We start from the raw sequence: 21,006 nt of genomic DNA, 5'->3' as shown, positions 1-21,006 counted from the left end.
GATGGATTGTGTCTTACATTTTAGTGGCCTCTCTGGGACTTTGGCTGGCCTTTGCGGTCAGCATGAAGTTCATGGCACCGGCGCATTCGCAGGATGCTCCGGCTAACGGTGATCTTCCAGCGGAATTTCTGAAAGAGGTTGAAAACACTCAGGTGCCTCCAGCCGGTGGCACCCCAGCGGGCAGTCCACCTCCAGCCGGCACTCCGGCAGCGCAAACTCCGCCAACAGCGGATGTGCCAGCACAGATTCCTCCGCCTCCGGCCAATGAAATGCCGGTTGGGGATCAGATGACAGCTCCGGCTCCGCAGCAGATTTTGTCCAGTGATGGTTACATCTACGATCCGACCGGGAAAAGAGACCCGTTCAAGGTCTTTAAAACGGTCCGCCCAGCAGGCCCGGAGGCGGCTCGTCCAAACGAGATTCTCGAGCCTCTGCAGCGCTGGGAAGTTGATCGTTTACAGGTCGTGGGTATTTTGTGGGATGTGAGAACACCTCGTGCGATGATCAAAGATCCGGATGGGGCTGTGTTTGTAGTGACTAAAAACTCCAAGATCGGCCGAAGCGAAGGATTCGTGGCGGCGATCCGTGAAGGGGAGGTTGTTGTCGTGGAAACCAAATACGACGACGGCAAAGCCTTCAAAGAGTCACGCATTATGGAGTTAAAAAAGTAGTTATCTTTTAAGAGGAGGAACTAATGAACGGATTCATTAGATTAGTAATCCTGAGCGCAATGATTGCCTCTCTGACTTCCTGTGCAAGCCGTCCGGTTGAAGACGATCTGTCTTTGGATGGCATGGATTCCTCTGCAGATGTGACATCTGCGGATGAAAGCGCTCCAGCGGCTGATTCAGCTTCTGATGACTTTGCAGAATTCGATGAAATCGACAATCAACAACCTGCCCAGGCTGAATCTCAGGCAGCTCCTGCCGGTGACCAGGATCTGGCCATCGAAGAGGAAGTGAACGAGGCGGGCGGCCAGGAACAAGTGGCCGATACGCCAGCTCCGGCTCCTGAAGAAACCAGCCCGACGGAAGATCCGTTTGCAGACAGTTCTGTTGCGGATGTTCCTGCGCAAACTCCGGAACCGACCGTGACGGAAACGACGCCTGATCCATTTGCGGATCAGCCGTCCATCACCGAGCCGGCACCGGCTCCGGTGACTGAAACAATTGCGGCCGTTCCATCCGGAGCTCCGGCAAACATCACGGACCTTAAGTTCCGCGCCAACGAAACCGGCGGAACTGTGATCGTGCAGGGGGATCGTCCTTTGACGTACACCACCCGCACAAATCCGGATCTGCGCCAGTTCATCATTGAAGTGGATAATGCCAACCTGCCAGACCGTTTGAAACGCTCTTTGAACACCAAAGACATCAAAGGCAGCGTGGGGGCGATTGATGCCTATCAAAACCCGGGTTCTTCTACCGCACGCTTTGTGATCCAGATGCGTGAAGGTGTTGGCGAGCCGGCAGTTCAGCAGGAAGGCAACAGCCTTCTGATCGTGGCCAGCGGATCTGCTCCTGCGGAAGCGGCCGAAGTGACTGACGTCAGCACAGCGATGGAAGACAACAACATTCTGCCAAGCCAGAATCTGACAGAGTTCCTTGCGGGCAACACCAAATTCTACGGTAAAAAGATCTCTATCGAGACCAGCAACATGGACATCCGTGACGCTTTGAACTTCATCACTGAAGAATCCGGCGTGAACATGGTGATCTCTGAAGACGTCAAAGGTGCAGTCAGCCTGAAACTGCGTCAGGTTCCTTGGGACCAGGCGCTGGTCGTGATCATGAAAGCCAAAAAGCTGGGTTACACCCGTCAGGGCAATGTTTTGCGTATCGCTCCACTTCAGGATCTGAAAGCGGAAGAAGACGATGCAACAAAACTGGCGCAAGCCAGAAAGAACCTGGAGCCTTTGAAGGTTCGCATGTTCCCGGTCAGCTACGCCAAAGTGGACGAGCTTGAAAAGAAAATCAAAGATTTCCTGGGTGATCGTGGCCGTGTCGTCGGCGACGTTCGTACGAATGCTTTGGTTGTGACCGATATCGAAGAAAATCTCGAAAGAGCGGCAAGATTGATCGCCAGCCTTGATACGCAGCCGGCGCAAGTGTCCATCGAAGGTAAAATCGTTGAGGCCAAAGAAAGCTTCACTCGCAATATCGGTGTGAACTGGAGTGCGACGGGCGCGCCAATCAAGCTGGGCTCCACTTCCCGTGGTCCGGTGAACATGAATCCATCGTTCAACGTGAATCAAAGTGCGGCGGGTTCTTCCGGTGCTTTGAACTTCAACCTGAATGTGGGTACTTTGGATGTCTTCGGTACACTGTCAGCGGCTTTGGCTCTGAACGAAAGCGAAGAGCAGGTTAAAATCATCTCTGCTCCGCGGATCATGACTCTGTCCAATGAAAAAGCCGACATCAACCAGACAACGGAAGTTCCGGTTCGTCAGGTGACTCAGAATGGGACAGCGACTCAGGAAACGTTCCAGTTCAAACCATTGACGTTGAAACTTGAGGTGACTCCACAGGTAACGGCGGATGGATCTGTTATCATGAAAGTACTGGTTAACAGACAATTCCGTGGTGCTGACGTGTCCAGTGCCGGTCAGGGTGCATTTGCGGTGAACAGCCGTGAAGCCAACACCCGTGTTCTGGTGAAAAACGGTCAGACCGCTGTTATTGGTGGTATTTATCAAAGTGATGCCACAGACGGTGAAGTGGGTGTTCCTTGGTTCCGCGAATTGCCATTCGTAAGTTATCTGTTTAAAACCAAGAACATCTCCAAGGAAAAGTCTGAGTTGTTGATCTTCCTGACTCCAAGAATCATGGGTCAGATCGACAGCAACGCAGGCAATCCGACAACCACCGACTTCTAACGAGGAGGACCCATGCGACACTGGAAAGTTTTATTGTTGGCATTGGTGGCAGTAACCCTGCCAAACTGCTCGCAGGAAGCAAGTCAGCTTTCGACGACGGTGTCGCCATCCCGCACCTATGTGATCAATGCTTCGGCGAAGAGCTGCATCACTAAACGCACTGAGGACTCCAGCAACCCGTCACCCAATGACGTGGGGGCCGCGTTCTTCCAAGTGCAGTATCTGACGATTGCTTGGCCGAATGTTCAAAAGACTCTGATTGTGGCTTCTGTGCGCTTGAAATTCCAAGGCCCTCAATTCTCGGGCGGATCTTACGTTTGTGAGTTTGCCGGAGACAACCTGTTGGCCTTGAACGATACATGGTGGACCAAAGGGGAAGCAGCCGTAGGTGGCCCTGAGATCGCAAGCTATAAGGCTCCTACAGATACAGCGCAGAGATACACACCGGCTCAGAGCATCTCCATGACCTGTCCGATCATCTGCGGTGGGTTGTCTGCTTCCAATTCATTCCAGGCATCCGGAACTGTTGATATCATCGGCTTCTCTCGTGACTCCACGGGCGAGCTGACACCAGAAAGAACCACGGGCTTCATTTCCATCGAAAGTCTTGGCGACTAAGTCATCTGACAAAATGAAATATGTAAAAAGGGCGGCAAAACCGCCCTTTTTTATTATGATTTGACCCATCTTTGCAGTCCTCGCTTAACTTGAAGTGAGGTGAATATGAAAGCCACTTTACTTGTCGTAATGTCATTGGCGATAGGGATTGGAATTTCTTGGGCAGGTATGAAGCCCTTTGCCGTCAGTCAATTCACAGATGGGACAACCGTAGAAACAATCCTGGTCAGGCCGGAAGCCACTGAAACGGCGATCTATCAGATTAAGCAACCCGACGGGGTTGTCTGCTACGCTATTAGTGGTGCTCGCAGCACAAATACACCCACGATCAGCTGCATTAAATAGTGGCTTCTGGGGAGGGGATGGTTTATGACCCTCCTATGGATCTTTTCTCTGCATCTCAAGCCTCCCATGGAACTTCACCGCTGTCAGAAATTCTGCGTCCCAAGACGCTGGATGACATCTTTGGACAGCAAAAGACCCTGGGGCCGCAGGCGAAGCTAGGACAGATGCTTCGTAAGGGCTATTTACCCAGTCTGATCATTTGGGGGCCTCCAGGCACCGGCAAGACGACTTTTGCTTTGGCATTGTCCCAGCACTTCAATGCCCACTATGTGCACCTGAATGCAGTGGACTCCGGCGCCAAGGCGCTGCGGGAAGTGGGCGAAGCGGGCAAAGACCGTCGTCTTCAGTACCAGCAAAAGACCATTCTTTTCGTGGATGAAATTCACAGATTTAACAAAGCCCAGCAGGACGTGCTTTTGCCTTTCGTTGAAAAGGGCGATCTGGTGCTGGTGGGGGCGACCACTGAAAATCCCAGCTATGAACTGAACCGCGCCTTGCTCAGCCGCTGTCGCGTGGTGATTTTCGAGCGTCTGTCTGAAGACGATCTGAATAAGATCGTCAAGCGGGCCGAAGCCCACTATGCAAAGCCTTTGGACAAGATTCTGACCGAGGAAGCACGTAAAAACCTGCTTGAATATTCGGACGGGGATGCCCGCCGCCTGATCAACAGCCTTGAGATCCTGTACACCTTCACTAAAGACGATGTGGAAGGTCCGCTGTTGGATGTGAACGACATGCGTGAACTTCTGCAGCAGAATCCTCTGGGCTATGACAAGAACTCTGAAATGCACTACGACACCATTTCGGCATTTATCAAGAGCATTCGCGGCAGCGATCCGGATGCAGCCATGTACTATCTGGCAAGAATGCTCGATGGCGGGGAAGACCCGGTGTTTATTGCGCGCCGTTTGATTATTTTGGCGTCTGAGGACATCGGAAACGCCGATCCACGCGCCATTTCTGTGGCTATCGCAGGTTTGCAGGCCGTAGAGGCGATTGGCCTTCCGGAAGGAGCCATCACTCTTTCGCAAGTGACGACCTATCTGGCGTCATGCCCCAAATCCAATGCGTCGTATATGGCTTTGCATAAAGCGCGCGAACTGGTGGAAAAAACACGCACATTGCCAGTGCCTCTGCATTTGCGATCCGCAAAGACAGCACTGGCAAAGGATCTGGGCTACGGCCGGGACTATAAATACCCGCACAACTATCCGACGGGCTGGGTGGAGCAAAGCTATCTGCCAGAAGAGGTTGAAAAGACCGCCATCTACGAGCCGACCACAAGAGGCTTTGAAAAGAACATCCGCGATTATCTTAGCTGGATGAAGCTTAAGAAGGACAAGGAATAGATCTATATATAAAGAAGCCGATCGACTTTGCTTTTCAGGCGGTTGTAAAGGCGGCGACCAGAATGAAATAAAAAAAAGCCCCCGTCTGCGAAGAAGGGGGCTTTTTAGTTTTTGATTTCGGTGAAAACTTAGATCGCTCTTTGTGCGCAAACAGTCACGCAAGGCTCTCCGCCTTGAGCCACGTAAGAAAAGCGGGTGTTTCCTGGGATCTCAACACGGTCCCCAGGGCGCAGGACGAACTGATTTCCGGAAACGTTGAAAATCATTTCACCACTGATGATAACTCGCACCTCAGCAAAGGGTTTGCGGTGATCGCCGACTTTCTTTGCGGGTTCCAGAATCTGTTCATAGGGTTCCATGCCCTCTGATTCCAGAATCATAAGAACTTGCTGTTTGCTTGGGATGATCGGAGCTTGCCAACGTGTGATGATCATAGTGTGTGCCTCTTTCAGGCCAGTTTATCTCAAATCGGAACGCCCGGTACAAGGCGCGCCGCCGACGAATCCCGGCTTGAAACAGTATCACGAAATTTTATTCAAATTGCGACAGGATAAGAGGCCGGATTCTCATCTTTTTTTGTTTTCTTGTTAAGTCCTTCAAGGGATTGTCGATATCTCTAATGTAAGTTAGAGACGCCCTATAATATTAGGGGAGGGTAATTTGAGCAGTTCTAAAACAAAGTCGACACATGCTGAGCTAGATCACATCCTGAATTTTGTCGATGCCTCCAAAGGTCTTCGTGCGAAGATCAACGAGTCAGGCCGAGTGCAAATTCGCCAGGATCTAGACGGGAAATTATTCTCCTTCAACACTCAGGACGTGAATGAAGTCCTTCACCGCGCAGACTCTGAAGGCAAGCCCTTCATTCAGGTGAACTTCAAGAATGGTACAAAAGTGCTGCTGACCGAGACACTGGTTGGATTCAAACCACTCGAGACGCTGGGTCTGGATATGTCCCGCATCCCTAAAGTGGTGACGACGCCGGATCTATTGAGTGTGTACGAGGCTATTGAAGAGTCCATGGGCGCCGACAACGGCTTGGATCATGAGGTTGAAATCCTTAAAAAGGTCTATACAGCTATTGTTTCGGGTGGTGAAAAGGTCGGGTTCGACCTTAGTTTTGAAAGAAAGTGGCTCAACAGACTGCTCGCGTCAAAATTCAAGGCTAGCGCCTAATATCACGTAAATTCAAATACTTATCTATGCTTTTTGCAATAACCGAGGCCCCTGCCTCGGTTATTTATTGAGCAACTTAGGGTGAGTTATTAAACAGACTTAGGGTGAGTTATTAAATTTTCGAAAAAAAGCTATTGACCTTTTTCGGCCCTTACGAGAAAACAGCTCCACTTCGTTCGGGGGCATAGCTCAGCTGGGAGAGCATCTGATTTGCATTCAGAAGGTCGCAGGTTCGATCCCTGTTGCCTCCACCAACTTTTCTTCTTCAGTAACTAAGACTTAGGTCGAAAGTTAAGAAAAAGAAAAAAGATAGTTGACGGGGACAAAATCTTTGATAAGATTGGTTCCTCGCGATTCGGAATAAAAACGAAGTCACGATAAAATGTTCGCTCTTTGAAAACTGAATAGCTAGATAAGAATTCGCCAGAGATGGCTTAGTGCTCGAAAGAGAGCCGTAACACAGGTGCTGCATGGCTGTCGTCAGCTCGTGTCGTGAGATGTTGGGTTAAGTCCCGCAACGAGCGCAACCCTTGTCATTAGTTGCTACATTTAGTTGGGCACTCTAATGAGACTGCCGGTGACAAACCGGAGGAAGGTGGGGATGACGTCAAGTCCTCATGGCCCTTATAGGTAGGGCTACACACGTCATACAATGGATGGTACAGAGGGTCGCCAACCCGCGAGGGGGAGCTAATCCCATAAAACCATTCGTAGTCCGGATCGCAGTCTGCAACCGTGATAATAGTGCAATGGCATAAGCGTGCTTAACTGCGAGACTGACAAGTCGAGCAGATGCGAAAGCAGGACATAGTGATCCGGTGGTTCTGTATGGAAGGGCCATCGCTCAACGGATAAAAGGTACTCTGGGGATAACAGGCTGATACCGCCCAAGAGTTCATATCGACGGCGGTGTTTGGCACCTCGATGTCGGCTCATCTCATCCTGGGGCTGTAGCCGGTCCCAAGGGTATGGCTGTTCGCCATTTAAAGAGGTACGTGAGCTGGGTTTAAAACGTCGTGAGACAGTTTGGTCCCTTTGAATGATGAGTAATTATCATTCACAATTTCAAAAAATATTCGAACAAACAATAGCGTAAAAGCTAGCTGTTTGCTTCTAAACAGAATTTAAACTGGAGAGTTTGATTCTGGCTCAGAACAAACGCTGGCGGCGTGCCTAATACATGCAAGTCGAACGGGGAAAGCTTTCGGGTGAGTACTAGTGGCGCACGGGTGAGGAACGCGTGGATAATCTGCCTTAGAGTGGGGGATAACTAGTCGAAAGATTAGCTAATACCGCATAAGACCACAGGAGCTGCGGCTCAAGGGGTCAAAGGTTTTTCGCTCTAAGATGAGTCCGCGTAAGATTAGCTAGTTGGTGAGGTAACGGCTCACCAAGGCGACGATCTTTAACTGGTCTGAGAGGATGATCAGTCACACTGGAACTGAGACACGGTCCAGACTCCTACGGGAGGCAGCAGTAGGGAATATTGCACAATGGAGGAAACTCTGATGCAGCGACGCCGCGTGAGTGATGAAGGCCTTCGGGTCGTAAAGCTCTGTCGCAGGGGAATAACACAATGAATGTACCCTGTAAGAAAGGATCGGCTAACTTCGTGCCAGCAGCCGCGGTAAGACGAGGGATCCTAGCGTTGTTCGGAATTATTGGGCGTAAAGCGGATGTAGGTGGCTTTGTAAGTCAGATGTGAAAGCCCAGGGCTCAACCCTGGAAGTGCATTTGATACTGCGAAGCTTGAGTGTCGGAGAGGTTACTAGAATTGTTGGTGTAGTGGTGAAATACGTAGATATCAACAGGAATACCGGAGGCGAAGGCGGGTAACTGGCCGAACACTGACACTGAGATCCGAAAGCGTGGGGATCAAACAGGATTAGATACCCTGGTAGTCCACGCCGTAAACGATGGATACTTGTTGTTGGAGGTATTGACCCCTTCAGTGACGAAGCTAACGCGTTAAGTATCCCGCCTGGGGAGTACGGTCGCAAGATTAAAACTCAAAGAAATTGACGGGGGCCCGCACAAGCGGTGGAGCATGTGGTTTAATTCGATGCAACGCGAAGAACCTTACCTAGGCTTGACATGTACTGGAAGATTGGCAGAAATGTCGTCGCCCGCAAGGGTCGGTACACAGGTGCTGCATGGCTGTCGTCAGCTCGTGTCGTGAGATGTTGGGTTAAGTCCCGCAACGAGCGCAACCCCTGCATTTAGTTGCCAGCATTCAGTTGGGCACTCTAGATGGACTGCCGGTGTTAAACCGGAGGAAGGTGGGGATGACGTCAAGTCCTCATGGCCCTTATGCCTAGGGCTACACACGTGCTACAATGGTAGTCACAGAGCGAAGCTAAGCCGCGAGGTAGAGCAAATCGCTTAAAAGCTATCTAAGTTCAGATTGATCTCTGCAACTCGAGATCATGAAGTTGGAATCGCTAGTAATCGCGGATCAGAATGCCGCGGTGAATACGTTCCCGGGCCTTGTACACACCGCCCGTCACACCATGAAAGTCGGCTGTACCAGAAGTCGCTGCGCTAACCGTAAGGAGGCAGGCGCCCAAGGTATGGTCGATGATTGGGGTGAAGTCGTAACAAGGTAGCCGTAGGGGAACCTGCGGCTGGATCACCTCCTTTCTAAGGATTATCCGGTCAATCTTCATCAAGACTTGTTCTTGATAAGTTAAAATGACCCAATCTTAGGTCAACTTACTCTTCCCGAGTAAGTGAGTCCCAAAAATCTATCTAGCTGTTTAGTTTTGAGAGAGTGAAGCCTAACGGGCCTGTAGCTCAGTTGGTTAGAGCACACGCTTGATAAGCGTGGGGTCGGAAGTTCGAGTCTTCCCAGGCCCACCAAGTTCTACTGTACTGGAATGCGGTGTAAGTTAGAGTTTTGCTGAACGGTTTTCGTTCTTTGACAATTGAATAGATTGATTTAGTTGATTTTTAGCGAGGTTAGTTCCATTTTTTTAAGCTACAAAGGGCTTACGGTGGATGCCTTTGGCACTAAGAAGCGATGAAGGACGTGGTAAGCTGCGATAAGCTTCGGGGAGTGGCACACACACTTTGATCCGGAGATTTCCGAATGGGGAAACCCACCATTTATGGTATCACTCAATGAATACATAGTTGTTTGAAGCGAACGAGGGGAAGTGAAACATCTCAGTACCCTCAGGAAGAGAAATCAATTCCGAGATTCCCCCAGTAGTGGCGAGCGAACGGGGAACAGCCTAAACCTTATTCATTAATTTGAATGAGGGGTCGTGGGACCGCAATGTGGGACCGGAGAAGTTAGAGTAACAGTCTGGAAAGTCTGGCAAGATAGGGTGATAGCCCCGTACTCGAAAACTTCGAAGGCCCTAGCGGCATCCCGAGTACCACAAGACACGTGAAATCTTGTGGGAATCTGTGAGGACCACCTCATAAGGCTAAATATTCCTTAGTGACCGATAGTGAACAAGTACCGTGAGGGAAAGGTGAAAAGAACCCCGAGAGGGGAGTGAAATAGAACCTGAAACCGTAAGTCTACAAGCAGTTAGAGACCCTTAAGTGGTCGATAGCGTACCTTTTGCATAATGAGTCAGCGAGTTATGTTTGCATGCGAGGTTAAGCCGTTGCAGGTGGAGCCGTAGCGAAAGCGAGTCTGAATAGGGCGATTTAGTATGCAGGCATAGACCCGAAACCCGGTGATCTAATCATGGACAGGTTGAAGCGAGGGTAACACCTCGTGGAGGACCGAACAAGTTGAGGTTGAAAACTCTTTTGATGATCTGTGATTAGGGGTGAAAGGCCAATCAAACTGGGTGATAGCTGGTTCTCCCCGAAATATATTTAGGTATAGCGTCAGGTAAAAAATATCATGGAGGTAGAGCACTGAATGGGCTAGGGGTCTTTACCGGATTACCAAACCCAAATAAACTCCGAATGCCATTGATATGTTCCCTGGCAGGCAGACTCAGGGTGATAAGGTCATGAGTCGAGAGGGAAAGAGCCCAGACCAACAGCTAAGGTCCCTAAATGCACGCTCAGTGGAGAACGTTGTGGAGTTACTTTGACAACTAGGAGGTTGGCTTAGAAGCAGCAATCCTTTAAAGAAAGCGTAATAGCTCACTAGTCTAGTGACTCTGCGCGGAAGATACAACGGGGCTAAGCGTGTTACCGAAGCTTTGGATTAAGATATTTTATATTTTAGTGGTAGGGGAGCGTTCTAGTGTAGGATGAAGGTTGACCGGTAGGACAGCTGGACGAACTAGAAGTGATCATGCTGACATAAGTAGCGTTGAACTCGGGTGAAAAACCCGGGCGCCGAAAACTCAAGGATTCCTGGGTAAAGATAATCTTCCCAGGGTTAGTCGAGCCCTAAGACGAGGCCAAGTGGCGTAGTCGATGGCAAAACGGTTAATATTCCGTTACCTAGCAAAATGTGTTTAAGGAATGACGGTGTAGGATATCACAGCCTCTTATTGGATTGAGGTGTAAGCATGTAGGAGGATCAGTAGGCAAATCCGCTGGTCGTAACTCTGAGGTGTGAATGCGAGGGACTTGTCCCGGAAGTGTGAAAAGCCATGCATCCAAGAAAAGTTTCGTAAATTTAGTTTTGTTAGCTCGTACCGTAAACCGACTCAGGTGAGTGGGGTGAATATCCTAAGGCGATGGGGTGAATTTTGGTCAAGGAACTCGGCAACTTAACACCGTAACTTCGGGAAAAGGTGTGCCCGCGAGAGTGTAAGGATTTACTCCCCAAGCTTTTTCGGGTCGCAGAGAAATGGGAGTAGCGACTGTTTATCAAAAACACAGGTATGTGCAAAGTCTCAAGACGAAGTATACATACTGACGCCTGCCCGGTGCTGGAAGGTTAAGAGGATTAGTTAGCGTAAGCGAAGCTGAGAATCGAAGCCCCAGTAAACGGCGGCCGTAACTATAACGGTCCTAAGGTAGCGAAATTCCTTGTCGGGTAAGTTCCGACCTGCACGAATGGCGTAACGACTTCTCCGGTGTCTCGACCAAATGCCTCGCGAAATTGAATTCTCGGTGAAAATGCCGAGTACCCGCAGAAAGACGGAAAGACCCCGTGAACCTTTACTGTAGCTTGGCAGTGATTTTAGAGTTGGCATGTGTAGGATAGGTGGGAGACTTTGAAGCAGTGGCGCTAGCCATTGTGGAGTCAACCTTGAAATACCACCCTTGGCACCTTTGAAATCTAACCTGCTCCTCTTTACGAGGAGAGGGACACTGTCTGGTGGGCAGTTTGACTGGGGCGGTCGCCTCCCAAAAAGTAACGGAGGCGCGCGATGGTCCCCTCAGCCTGATTGGAAACCAGGCGTCGAGTGCATTGGCATAAGGGGGCTTGACTGCGAGACCTACAAGTCGAGCAGGTGCGAAAGCAGGCCAAAGTGATCCGGTGGTCCCGCGTGGAAGGGCCATCGCTCAACGGATAAAAGGTACTCCGGGGATAACAGGCTTATTCCATCCAAGAGTCCATATCGACGATGGAGTTTGGCACCTCGATGTCGGCTCATCACATCCTGGGGCTGGAGCAGGTCCCAAGGGTTTAGCTGTTCGCTAATTAAAGTGGTACGCGAGCTGGGTTCAGAACGTCGTGAGACAGTTTGGTCCTTATCTTCTGTGGGCGTATGAGATTTGAGTAGACCTGTCCTTAGTACGAGAGGACCGGGATGGACGAACCTCTGGTGTTCCTGTTGTTCTGCCAAGAGCAATGCAGGGTAGCTATGTTCGGAATTGATAACCGCTGAAAGCATCTAAGCGGGAAGCAAACTACAAGATTAGATCTCACTGGGGCTTCGGCCCCCTAAAGACCCCTTGGAGACTACGAGGTTGATAGGCTGAAGGTGTAAGTACAGCAATGTATTGAGCTGATCAGTACTAATAGGTCGTGAGGCTTTTTTAAAAAACATTCTTCTAACTTTTAAGTTACGAAGATTTCGTCTCAGAGACTTCCTTAACAGGAACGAGAGACTAGCTCTCTGAATAAGTAAGAGAGTGAAATGTGGAACTAACAGCGACTCGCTAAAAATCAATTAAATCAATCATTCGATTGTTAAATAAAGAAAGTAACTTCTCCATTTGGATTGGAAGTAAGTTGCGCAAAGAACGAAGGTTAGTGTAAGAAGCTAACCACTTTGATTAATAAACGCTTTGCTGGTGTTTATAGCAGAGGGGCCACACCTGATCCCATTCCGAACTCAGAAGTTAAGTCCTCTTGCGGCGATGGTATTGCATGGGCGACCATGTGGGAGAGTAGCACGACGCCAGCTCTATTTTACTTGAACCCGGGTTACGAAAGTAATCCGGGTTTTTTTGTGTCTAAAATCTGGAAGTGGATAAAAGAAAAGCCCGGCAAGAACCGGGCTTTTTTCGTTTGTGGAGATGTCTTTTTCAGGTGCTTTTGGGCTATTAAAGGTGCTTTTTCATGGCGGACCAGAATGTGTTGTAGTCTTCGATGAAAGGCATATGTCCCAGGCCTTTCAGCTCTTCCAATTTTGACTTTGGAATCAGGCGGGCGGCTTGTCTTCCCAGTACGGGATAGTTACCCATCTTCTTTTTGTTTTCTTCCGGGGCCCAGGCTTTTCCGATGGCAGTGCGATCTCTTTGGCCGATGATTAAGACCGTCGGGGCCTTGATGTTTTTGAACTCATAGATCACCGGCTGAGTGAAGACCATGTCGGAAGTTAAAGCGGCATTCCAGGCAATCACTGAATAGTCCGGTCCCAGGATCCAGCCTGTGGGTATTTCCAGCCACTTATCGTATTCCGGTTTCCACTTTCCGTCGTAGTAACTGTCTAATTGGTACTGTTTAATCTTTTCAGGAGAGCTTGCAAGCTCTCCGCGGAAGCCTTCTTCTACCGGACGATATGAAGTCATTGTTTTCCAGTCTTCAAGACCGATCGGGTTCACCAGGAAAAGCTGAGTCACTGAATCCGGGAACATCAGACTCATACGGCTGGCAACCATGCCGCCCATGGAGTGCCCCAGCAGTTTGTATTTTTCTATATTCAACGACTTCAAAAGATTCTGTGTGTTCTGTCCTAGAGCATGGAAGCTGTATTGGTAATATGCTGGCTTGGTCGATTTACCGAAACCGATTTGATCCGGGACAATAACTCGAAAACCCTCAGCGGTGAGGGAGTTAATCAGTGTTTCAAAGTAAGCACCGGGAAAGTTCTTTCCGTGCAGTAAAACGATCGTGCCCTTGTTGCTTTCTTTGTTCGGAGCAATATCCATGTAGGCCATCTTCAAATCCTGGCCCTGAGATTTGAAATTATAGAATTGGACCGGGAAAGGATACTGATATGTGGACAGTACGGAATCGAAACCTTTGTGGGATTTGGTTTCGCTTGCTGGCTTTGGGCCATTACTTGCGCAGGCCGTGGTCATAAGCAGGGCCGAAAGTATCAGGGCGTTTTTCATGGTGATCTCCTTTGCTGTTGGTCTCGAAGTTGCGACGACAAGCTGGGAGTTGCTTTTTTATTCGAGGCCGAAGTTAAAAAAATCAGAGCAGTGGTTCTAATACTGCCTGAGTTCTTTAGACGGTCAGGCAGTAATTTGGTTCAACGGGATTCAAGTTATTGCTTTGGTTGACCTGCCGGCTGAGCAGTCGGTTTCTCCTCATTTGGCGCGGGTGGCGCTGTTGGTTTTGCCGAAGCATCTGCTTTCGCTGGTTCTTCAGTCTGCGGTGGAGCGACGCGATTCAAATCATTCATCGTATAAGTACGGCCGATTTCGAAGATTTTGTTTTTGGATTTGATATCGAACAAGCTTGCCTGAATGATGATACCGGGATTTTCATCGTCAGGCAGATCCACGATCTCAAGTTCCAAATAGTTGGCGCCTTCTTTGACTCTTTGAATATTCGGACGTTCTTTGCCCAGAATTGTTTTTGCCAATACAGAATTCATGCGCAGTTCAACCGTTGCGATGTTGGACCATTCTGCAGGCAGTTCGCCGTTTGCCGCCAGATTCTGGAAATCATCATTGATCATTTTGGCAAGCTGCTGAGCCGGAGTCAGTTGAACACAGGCGTCTGCCTGTTTACCGTTGGACTTTTTGATCGTTCCCAATCCCAGATCATCCTTCAGAACAATATAGCCAATCGTAAAAGCGGCCAGGATGATAAAAGTGCCCAGTAGTTTTGTGATCATGCAGATACTCCCCATGTTGCGCAGCTATGGCCCGGCAAGAGCCAGCCCTTCTATTATTGGAAAGATTGAACCGAGCCTCAAAGGCTTTCGGCCCGAGGACCAAAATCGCTCCTTCGGCCTAGGTGCCCGGAAGTTTATAAACCTCTGAAATTGCAGACAAAAAAGTGTCTTTCGGGGGCTCCTGTCCAAGAGATCGACAGGGGCGAGGGTGCCAAGGGGTCAAAATGAAACAGTAAAAACGCTGTAAAATCGAATATTTGTAAAAAACACCCGGATTTGGCACTGACCTTGGATGTATGGAGGTTGAGAGAGGTGTGTCTATGAAAACACTTACCAGAATGGCTGCCATTTCCTTCTTTGTAGGGCTTTACGTGGGATGTTCCCCGGTGAAGTTCTCTTTGGACGACAGCAAATGTAAAGACTCAGGCTGTGTGGTCGAGAATGGCAAATACGCATTCAATTACTCCCAGACTGCGGGCCGCGGTAAGGTGGACATCCTTATAGTAAATGACAACTCTGCCTCCATGTCGTTTGAGCAGGCAAGGTTGGCTCCACGATTCCAAAACTTTATTGCTGATCTGGACAATCAACAAATCGACTATCGTATCGCGATGACAACCACCGATGTGGCAAGATCCGATGCCGGCAGCTTGGTTTCTTTCGGTGGCAATCCTTATATCACCCGCAATCACAGCAACCGCATGAGCCTGTTCAACAGCACCATTCAAAGACCTGAAACCCTGGCGTGTGAGAAGTTCATCGCCAACTGGATCCGTAACAACGGTGGCAACCTGGCTTCTATTGAGTCCTCAGCTTACTCCCAGGCTTATGCTCAAAACTGTCCATCAGGTGATGAGCGTGGTGTCTATGCTGCAAATCTGGTTGTTAAAAACAATCCTTCCAGCTTCATTCGCAGTGATGCTCACTTGGCAGTGATCTTCCTGGCGGACGAGGATGAAAGATCCGGTCTTTATAACAACGGCGGTTATGTTCTGGACCAGATGGATCAGCCAAACTATCTGATTAATAACGTAAAAAGCAGCCTGGGAGCTGACAAGTTCAACTCTCTGAGCGTGCACGCGATCGTGGTGAAAGATAACAACTGTCTTGCTCAGCAGAACAGTCAGACCTTGGACAACTATTCTCCGACAACGGGTTTGGTGACGGGCAGTATCGGGAATGTGTACTTGTCCTTCACGAACAACGGTTGGGGTATGGCGGCGGACATCTGTTCCAACGACTATACTTCCCAGTTGGGTCAGATTCGCTCCAAGATCACTGATCGCATCAAGGACATCATGTTGAACTGCTCCAATCCGCAGGACTTGATCGTGACTGTGTCCGGTGCGCCGGTGGGTTACAACCTGGTTGGTAAAACTTTGAAGTTCAATCAGTATCTTTCCCCAGGCACCAGTGTGAGCTTGTCCTATAAGTGTGAATCGTTGGATTAAAAATCAATTTCAGAGCGTTCTGGTAAGGCAAAGCTTCACAGCTTTGCCTTTTTTACTTTCAGCAGCAGAGTCTTTTTGTTGAGAAGACACTGCCCCGGCCGAAGCCCGCACCAGTTACAAAAGAACTTTTCTCAAAGTGGGATGGGAAGTTTGAGTTTTTTGTCTAACTATTTGGCACTACGAATGGGTGATGTTCCATCGTGAAATAAAACTTTTTTGATAATAAAAATAGCCGTCAGATGTCCTTTAGTCCTGTATTACACATCCGATAATTTACCCATGGGCATGTTAGACAGATACAAAAAAAAGGGCGGCTTCTTTCAACTTCTTCAACTGTTGGAAACATCACCAGCAGCGAAACGCGAACAGTTCCTGGGGCTGATCGGTGGCGAAAGCCCGGCTTGGGAAGAAGCACTTCGTAAACGCATTTTGACCATCACACGCGTGTATAGCTGGGACGGGCAGTACTTGGTGGAGATTTTCTCTCGCGTGCAGCCGCTGACCCTGGCAAATGCCCTGCATGGCAATCCGCAGGAGCAAGTGGACCAGTTGCTGGCCTGTTTGCCGCCGATTTCAAAACGTAAAATTACCGATATGATGGCGGAGTCTGCTCCGACGGCGGCAGAAAAGTCGACTTGTATTTCCAAGATGCTGTCTGAGGTTCGTGGGTTTATTTCTCAGGGTATTATCCGTCTGGAAAAGGTGGACCCTGAACTGCACATTCCTGAAAACATCGAAGAGATGCTCAGTGTGAATGCTTTCGCGACACCGACATTTGATTCTGAACCTGTGGCGAAGAAAGATTCGAAGCCCAATATTGTGGGGGATTCGGATCCGGCGTCCCAGCAGGAAAATGAGTTCTTGAAGCGCAAGGTGAATCAGCTGGCTTCTGAAGTGAATGCTTTGAAGCATGAGAACTCGGTGCTTAAGGATAAGTTGTCGCAGATTAAAAAGATCGCTTAGATCGACAGATGATTTAATAAAACAAAGCTACTGTACAAAACAAGTAGATCCAGTCACAAATGCCCCTGCAGATGATAATTCTCAGGGGCATTTTCTTTTTAAGCATGGCGGACGGACATAGTCATCCCAGCTCGCAGTCATTCGATTGTCGGCATTTCATTTTGAAACAATCTGTGTCTGTCCCTTTGAAAAACCGCGGTGTTGTTCTGCCGGAAACTCGTGGTCGTCCTTGGTCTGGATTTCCCGTTATTTTGTCGAGGGTTTAGACAATCTGAATTTTCTCTAAACTCGCTGAAAACCGCCCCCGATAAGCCTTTCGAAGTACGTGAGGTAGTAAAATGTCGCTGCAGATTTTCAGCATGTTTGTTGGGATTGGTATTGCATCATCATTGGCTTTTTCAGCTCAGGCCCAGTCTTTGGCCGATGCGCCGAAATTCGATCTGGAAACACAATTCTATCAGGAGCTGGCGAAAGAAGCCGGGCAGGATGTTCCGACCACCAAAGGAATGTTTGAAGAAGTTCCGGATGGTTTGAGTACAAAAGAGATCACACCAGCCTGTGATCCCCGTCGTTTCGAAGACAGCATCGTTGGCAAAAAGCTGAGCACGGCCCAGTATTACAATGTGGCGCGCGCATACTTTGCCAAATGCTCAGGCGAGCTGACGCAGAAATCCTGGACAGGTTTGCTGGGGCTGTTGAAGTTTTCCAAGTTCCAGTATCCTTTTTTCTCTCATCCTCAGGTGAAAGAGTTCATGGTCAAGCTTCCGGATGGCACTCGCGTCCCAGGGGTCTTGGCGTTGAAACAAGACACGCGTCCTCGTCCGCTGGTTATTGTGAAGTGCGGGGTGTTTTGCTCGGCTTCCCAGTCGGCTTCGATGAAAAGCTATTTGATGCATTTGTTTGACCAGTCTCCGTTCAACGTTCTGCTATTGGCGAATCAGACGGGCATGGACTATATCTATTACAATAAACGCGTGACTCTGGGCGGTTGGTCTGAAGGTTATGAAGCCCTTGAGGTCGGCAAATGGATGATGGAAAAATGGGAGCATAAAGATCGTATTTCCAGCCTGCATTTGATGGGGATTAGTTTGGGGGGCAATGCGGCTGTAATGGGGGCGGCATTCAACGACAAGTATCTTTTGCCAAGTGGTCGCAAGGTTTATAACTCTGTGACGGCAATTTGCCCGGTGATCAGCCTTCGTCCGACCCTGGATCATTTGTACGGGACTCAAGTGGTGGGTCGTGCCTTTTCGAAAATGACCAAAGAGCATTTCAAAGAGGCTCGTAACTATGTCACCGATGTTCCGGATCTGATCACTGACAACCATATTCCTTCCAGTCGCAAGGACATGGCCGATTACATCGGTTCATTGGCTTCCACGTCTTTGCAACGCCGCGGGATTGCCAGCACGACGCCTGCCTTCTTTAAAAGCAACAACTTCTGGAACTGGAAAGAGGAAGTCAAAACTCCGCTGATGGTATGGGCTTCAAAAGATGATTCCGTGGTGAACAACCGTATCAATGCGGAAGTGATGGAGCATGATGATCTGTACGAAAAATCGGCGAACGTCGGTGTGTTGAATCTGAAGTACGGTAACCATTGCGGGTTCTCGTCTTCTTACGGCGCCCAGGCTTCCGCAGCTGTTTTGCGCACTTTTGTTCTGACTCACAGTCCGGAGTTCGTGGACAGCTACAATACCAAGCAGGAAATGCCATGGACTTTTGGATTCAAAAAACTGGGTTCGCAGTACGAACATATCGGGCAAAGCTGGCACTTCTATTCCAATTCAAATCAGGTAAAAGTGGTCTTCCGTCTGTTCAACTGGAACGGCGGGAGTGACTGTGCTGACAAGGGCCCATGGTCCGGCAGTGGAACTTGCACCAGCACTCGCGAGTTCTGGGTGCCAGTTTCATCTTTGAGCAAGTTGGGCGCTCGTGTTCCCCGCACCGATGCTGAAGCGCAGGCTCTGACTCGGGAATTCAACACGAAAGTGGAATTCCGTATCAAAGGTCATCCGCTGAATGGTACATATAGCAGTGATTTCTATATGACATGGCGAAGCCACTTTGAGTAAATGGAGCCGCTTTGGGTAAAAAGATTCTGCTTACGGGCTTTGAACCATTCTTGGGTGAACCCGTCAATCCCAGCCAAATCCTTCTTGAAAACATCAAGAGGGATTTGACGTTTAATGATCAGGTGCACACCTTGCTGCTGCCGGTGTCTTTTGCAAAAGCGCCGAGGCTTGTGGCCGCGGCCATGGCGATGCAGGACTATGATTGCGTACTGATGCTGGGACAAGCCGGTGGGCGCAAGAACATCTGCCTTGAGCGCGTGGGACTGAACTGGAATGAAACCGAAAAACCCGACGAGGACGGCAGCACGCCGGTGCGCGGGACTATTTCTTCGCAAGCGCCACCAGCGCTCTTCACCACCGCGCCGGTGGAACAGTGGATGCAAATTCTAAAAGAGCACCAGATCCCGGTGGAGATATCCCTCAGCGCGGGGGGCTATGTCTGCAACAATGTTTACTTTAAAACTTTGCAGGTTCTGGGCTCTTCACCCGAAACGGAAGCGTGTTTTATTCATGTGCCTTATCTGCCTGAGCAGGCTGAGGGCAAACCCGACCGTCCCCCGGGTATGGAGCTGGAAACCATGCTGAAGGCCGTTAAATTGATTCTCAGCTCGATTTTACAAAGATCCTGATCGTTAGGATCCTAGACAAGAATTTTTGAACCTGGTGGCAGAGGCCGTCGTCTAAAGATTCAAAACAGGAGGAAACCATGAAGTTTAATCTGGTTTTGGCAGGAGCCCTCGTCGCGACAATGATGTCCACAAATGCCTGGGCTCGTTCCGAGGGGCGCGAGCATCACAAGAATGATGAAATTGCTCTGGAAAATCATTTCAGCCCGAAGAAAATGAAAGAGCTGAATTTGACTGAAGAGCAAAAGGAAAAACTCAAAGCCATTCGTGAAGCCGCAAAGGCTGAAAAGCAAAAATGCCGTGAGGACATGAGAGCGGCCCGGAAAGCTTTCAAGGAATCCCTGCGCAGCAATGCCTCCAAAGAAGCAGTGACCGCGGCTTATCAAAGTATGCTGGAAAAGAAGCAGCAATTATCCAAGGCTCGTTTGGACACCTTGTTGTCTGCTCGCGACGTTTTGACGGAAGAGCAGCGAGCTAAACTGTTCAGCCATGGGTCCAAGGGATCTGAGGAGTAGCGACTTTTGAGCTTTTCTGACGCCGCTGACTTTGCGAAGTTCTACGAGGCCCATGCACACAAAGTGCGGGGCCTTCTGTTTCGTTTGGTCGGAGAGTCCGCCTTGAGTGATTTGACACAGGAGTCATTCATGAAAGCCTGGGAACATCGTGGTAAGTTCCGTGCGGAGAGTGAAGCGTCCACCTGGCTGTACCGGATTGCCTATAACAGTGCGGTGGATCACCTGCGCAAAGCGGGGCGCAGGGAAGAGGTCAGTCCAGAGCAGGTGGAGGAGAGTCTGGAAAAGAATCTTTCCCATCGTGAGCTGGTGGATCTGGCTTTGGGAACCCTGGATGTGGATATGCGTGCCGTGGTGGTTCTGTTTTATCTGGAGGATCAGTCACTGAAAGAGATCGCTCGGGCTCTGGAGATCCCAGAGGGAACGGTGAAATCTCGTTTAAGTCTGGCTCGTCAGAAGATGAGTGACCTGCTGGCAAAGAAAGGAGTGAGTCTATGAATGATGATTCATTCAGAAATTTTCTTAAAGAAAACGCGACTCCGGTGCCGGACGCCCCTTTGGGCGAGTCTTCGCGGATCTGGCGTCACATTGAAGATCGCAAGCACCGTCGTCGTCGGGCGTGGTGGGTGCTTGTGCCTGCGATGGCGGCGACCCTGGCTTTGGTTGTTGCAGTGAAAACCCAGAAGCCTGTGGTGGTGGCAGGAGCGGAAGAGGATTATCTGTACCAGGAATGGAGTGAGTTTTCCAAAGAAGTTGATTCCGACTTTGATCAGGACATGGCCATCATGTTCAACGGCGAATAAAAAACGCGAACCCTTTGGGCTCGCGTTTGTGGATCTTTTGTTCTTTATCTT

At 49.5% G+C, this 21,006-nt stretch carries 15 protein-coding genes, 2 tRNA genes, 3 rRNA genes and 1 other annotated feature; of the genes, 17 read left to right on the top strand and 3 right to left on the bottom strand.

What is annotated here, in order from left to right:
- The first annotated feature begins 8 nt into the window (after positions 1-8).
- The 4 genes from B9G79_RS14185 to B9G79_RS14165 all read left to right on the top strand — a co-directional run bounded on the left by B9G79_RS14185 (position 9) and on the right by B9G79_RS14165 (position 5,187).
- Positions 9-671: a pilus assembly protein PilP gene (locus tag B9G79_RS14185; RefSeq protein WP_232468708.1), complete on the top strand. Its 663-nt coding sequence runs from the start codon at positions 9-11 to the stop codon at positions 669-671.
- 23 nt (positions 672-694) lie between these two features.
- Positions 695-2,875: a type IV pilus secretin PilQ gene (gene pilQ / locus B9G79_RS14180; RefSeq protein WP_088566088.1), complete on the top strand. Its 2,181-nt coding sequence runs from the start codon at positions 695-697 to the stop codon at positions 2,873-2,875.
- A gap of 12 nt (positions 2,876-2,887) precedes the next feature.
- Positions 2,888-3,493, top strand: a complete 606-nt coding sequence (locus B9G79_RS14175; protein WP_088566087.1) for a hypothetical protein — start codon at positions 2,888-2,890, stop codon at positions 3,491-3,493.
- Between the two features lie 380 nt (positions 3,494-3,873).
- Positions 3,874-5,187, top strand: a complete 1,314-nt coding sequence (locus B9G79_RS14165; protein WP_088566897.1) for a replication-associated recombination protein A — start codon at positions 3,874-3,876, stop codon at positions 5,185-5,187.
- A gap of 128 nt (positions 5,188-5,315) precedes the next feature.
- Here B9G79_RS14165 and B9G79_RS14160 read toward each other — a convergent pair whose 3' ends face one another.
- The gene (locus tag B9G79_RS14160) at positions 5,316-5,621 is read right to left on the bottom strand and encodes a cupin domain-containing protein (RefSeq protein WP_011163417.1); all 306 of its coding nucleotides are present in this window, start codon (positions 5,619-5,621) and stop codon (positions 5,316-5,318) included.
- A 226-nt stretch (positions 5,622-5,847) separates the two neighbouring features.
- Between B9G79_RS14160 and B9G79_RS14155 the strand changes: the two genes are divergently transcribed.
- The 6 genes from B9G79_RS14155 to rrf all read left to right on the top strand — a co-directional run bounded on the left by B9G79_RS14155 (position 5,848) and on the right by rrf (position 12,641).
- A complete protein-coding gene (locus tag B9G79_RS14155; RefSeq protein ID WP_015090011.1) occupies positions 5,848-6,363 on the top strand; it encodes a hypothetical protein in 516 nt (171 codons plus the stop codon).
- A gap of 178 nt (positions 6,364-6,541) precedes the next feature.
- Positions 6,542-6,617 (top strand) — tRNA-Ala (locus B9G79_RS14150).
- 103 nt (positions 6,618-6,720) lie between these two features.
- Positions 6,721-7,400: a sequence feature (most likely nonfunctional fraction of RNA operon), on the top strand.
- Between the two features lie 89 nt (positions 7,401-7,489).
- Positions 7,490-9,003, top strand: a 16S ribosomal RNA gene (locus B9G79_RS14145).
- 142 nt (positions 9,004-9,145) lie between these two features.
- Positions 9,146-9,222, top strand: a tRNA-Ile gene (locus B9G79_RS14140).
- Between the two features lie 111 nt (positions 9,223-9,333).
- A 23S ribosomal RNA gene (locus B9G79_RS14135) occupies positions 9,334-12,274 on the top strand.
- A 250-nt stretch (positions 12,275-12,524) separates the two neighbouring features.
- Positions 12,525-12,641: ribosomal RNA gene (rrf, locus tag B9G79_RS14130) — 5S ribosomal RNA — on the top strand.
- Together the 16S, 23S and 5S rRNA genes with 1 tRNA gene alongside form the textbook arrangement of a ribosomal RNA operon.
- A gap of 139 nt (positions 12,642-12,780) precedes the next feature.
- Here rrf and B9G79_RS14125 read toward each other — a convergent pair.
- Positions 12,781-13,794, bottom strand: a complete 1,014-nt coding sequence (locus B9G79_RS14125) for an alpha/beta fold hydrolase (RefSeq protein WP_088566085.1) — start codon at positions 13,792-13,794, stop codon at positions 12,781-12,783.
- A 155-nt stretch (positions 13,795-13,949) separates the two neighbouring features.
- Positions 13,950-14,525: a hypothetical protein gene (locus B9G79_RS14120; RefSeq protein ID WP_088566084.1), complete on the bottom strand. Its 576-nt coding sequence runs from the start codon at positions 14,523-14,525 to the stop codon at positions 13,950-13,952.
- Between the two features lie 320 nt (positions 14,526-14,845).
- Between B9G79_RS14120 and B9G79_RS14115 the strand changes: the two genes are divergently transcribed.
- From B9G79_RS14115 to B9G79_RS14085, 7 genes are all read left to right on the top strand, one after another.
- The gene (locus B9G79_RS14115) at positions 14,846-15,976 is read left to right on the top strand and encodes an MIDAS family adhesin (protein ID WP_232468707.1); all 1,131 of its coding nucleotides are present in this window, start codon (positions 14,846-14,848) and stop codon (positions 15,974-15,976) included.
- 285 nt (positions 15,977-16,261) lie between these two features.
- Positions 16,262-16,939: a FliG C-terminal domain-containing protein gene (locus B9G79_RS14110; RefSeq protein ID WP_232468706.1), complete on the top strand. Its 678-nt coding sequence runs from the start codon at positions 16,262-16,264 to the stop codon at positions 16,937-16,939.
- Between the two features lie 338 nt (positions 16,940-17,277).
- Entirely contained in the window at positions 17,278-19,014 is a 1,737-nt protein-coding gene (locus tag B9G79_RS14105) for a hypothetical protein (RefSeq protein WP_088566082.1), read from the top strand.
- Positions 19,015-19,025: 11 nt separating this feature from the next.
- The gene (locus tag B9G79_RS14100; protein ID WP_088566081.1) at positions 19,026-19,643 is read left to right on the top strand and encodes a pyroglutamyl-peptidase I; all 618 of its coding nucleotides are present in this window, start codon (positions 19,026-19,028) and stop codon (positions 19,641-19,643) included.
- Between the two features lie 77 nt (positions 19,644-19,720).
- The gene (locus B9G79_RS14095; protein ID WP_088566080.1) at positions 19,721-20,155 is read left to right on the top strand and encodes a Spy/CpxP family protein refolding chaperone; all 435 of its coding nucleotides are present in this window, start codon (positions 19,721-19,723) and stop codon (positions 20,153-20,155) included.
- Between the two features lie 6 nt (positions 20,156-20,161).
- The gene (locus tag B9G79_RS14090) at positions 20,162-20,650 is read left to right on the top strand and encodes an RNA polymerase sigma factor (protein WP_088566079.1); all 489 of its coding nucleotides are present in this window, start codon (positions 20,162-20,164) and stop codon (positions 20,648-20,650) included.
- Positions 20,647-20,955, top strand: a complete 309-nt coding sequence (locus B9G79_RS14085; RefSeq protein ID WP_088566078.1) for a hypothetical protein — start codon at positions 20,647-20,649, stop codon at positions 20,953-20,955. Before B9G79_RS14090 ends, B9G79_RS14085 begins: the two co-directional genes overlap by 4 nt.
- Positions 20,956-21,006 lie beyond the last annotated feature (51 nt).

This window comes from Bdellovibrio bacteriovorus (assembly GCF_002208115.1).
GTDB classification, from domain to species: Bacteria; Bdellovibrionota; Bdellovibrionia; order Bdellovibrionales; family Bdellovibrionaceae; genus Bdellovibrio; species Bdellovibrio bacteriovorus_C.
The sequence above is the reverse complement of the archived record's forward strand: the minus strand, read 5'-3'. Positions and strand labels throughout refer to the sequence as shown.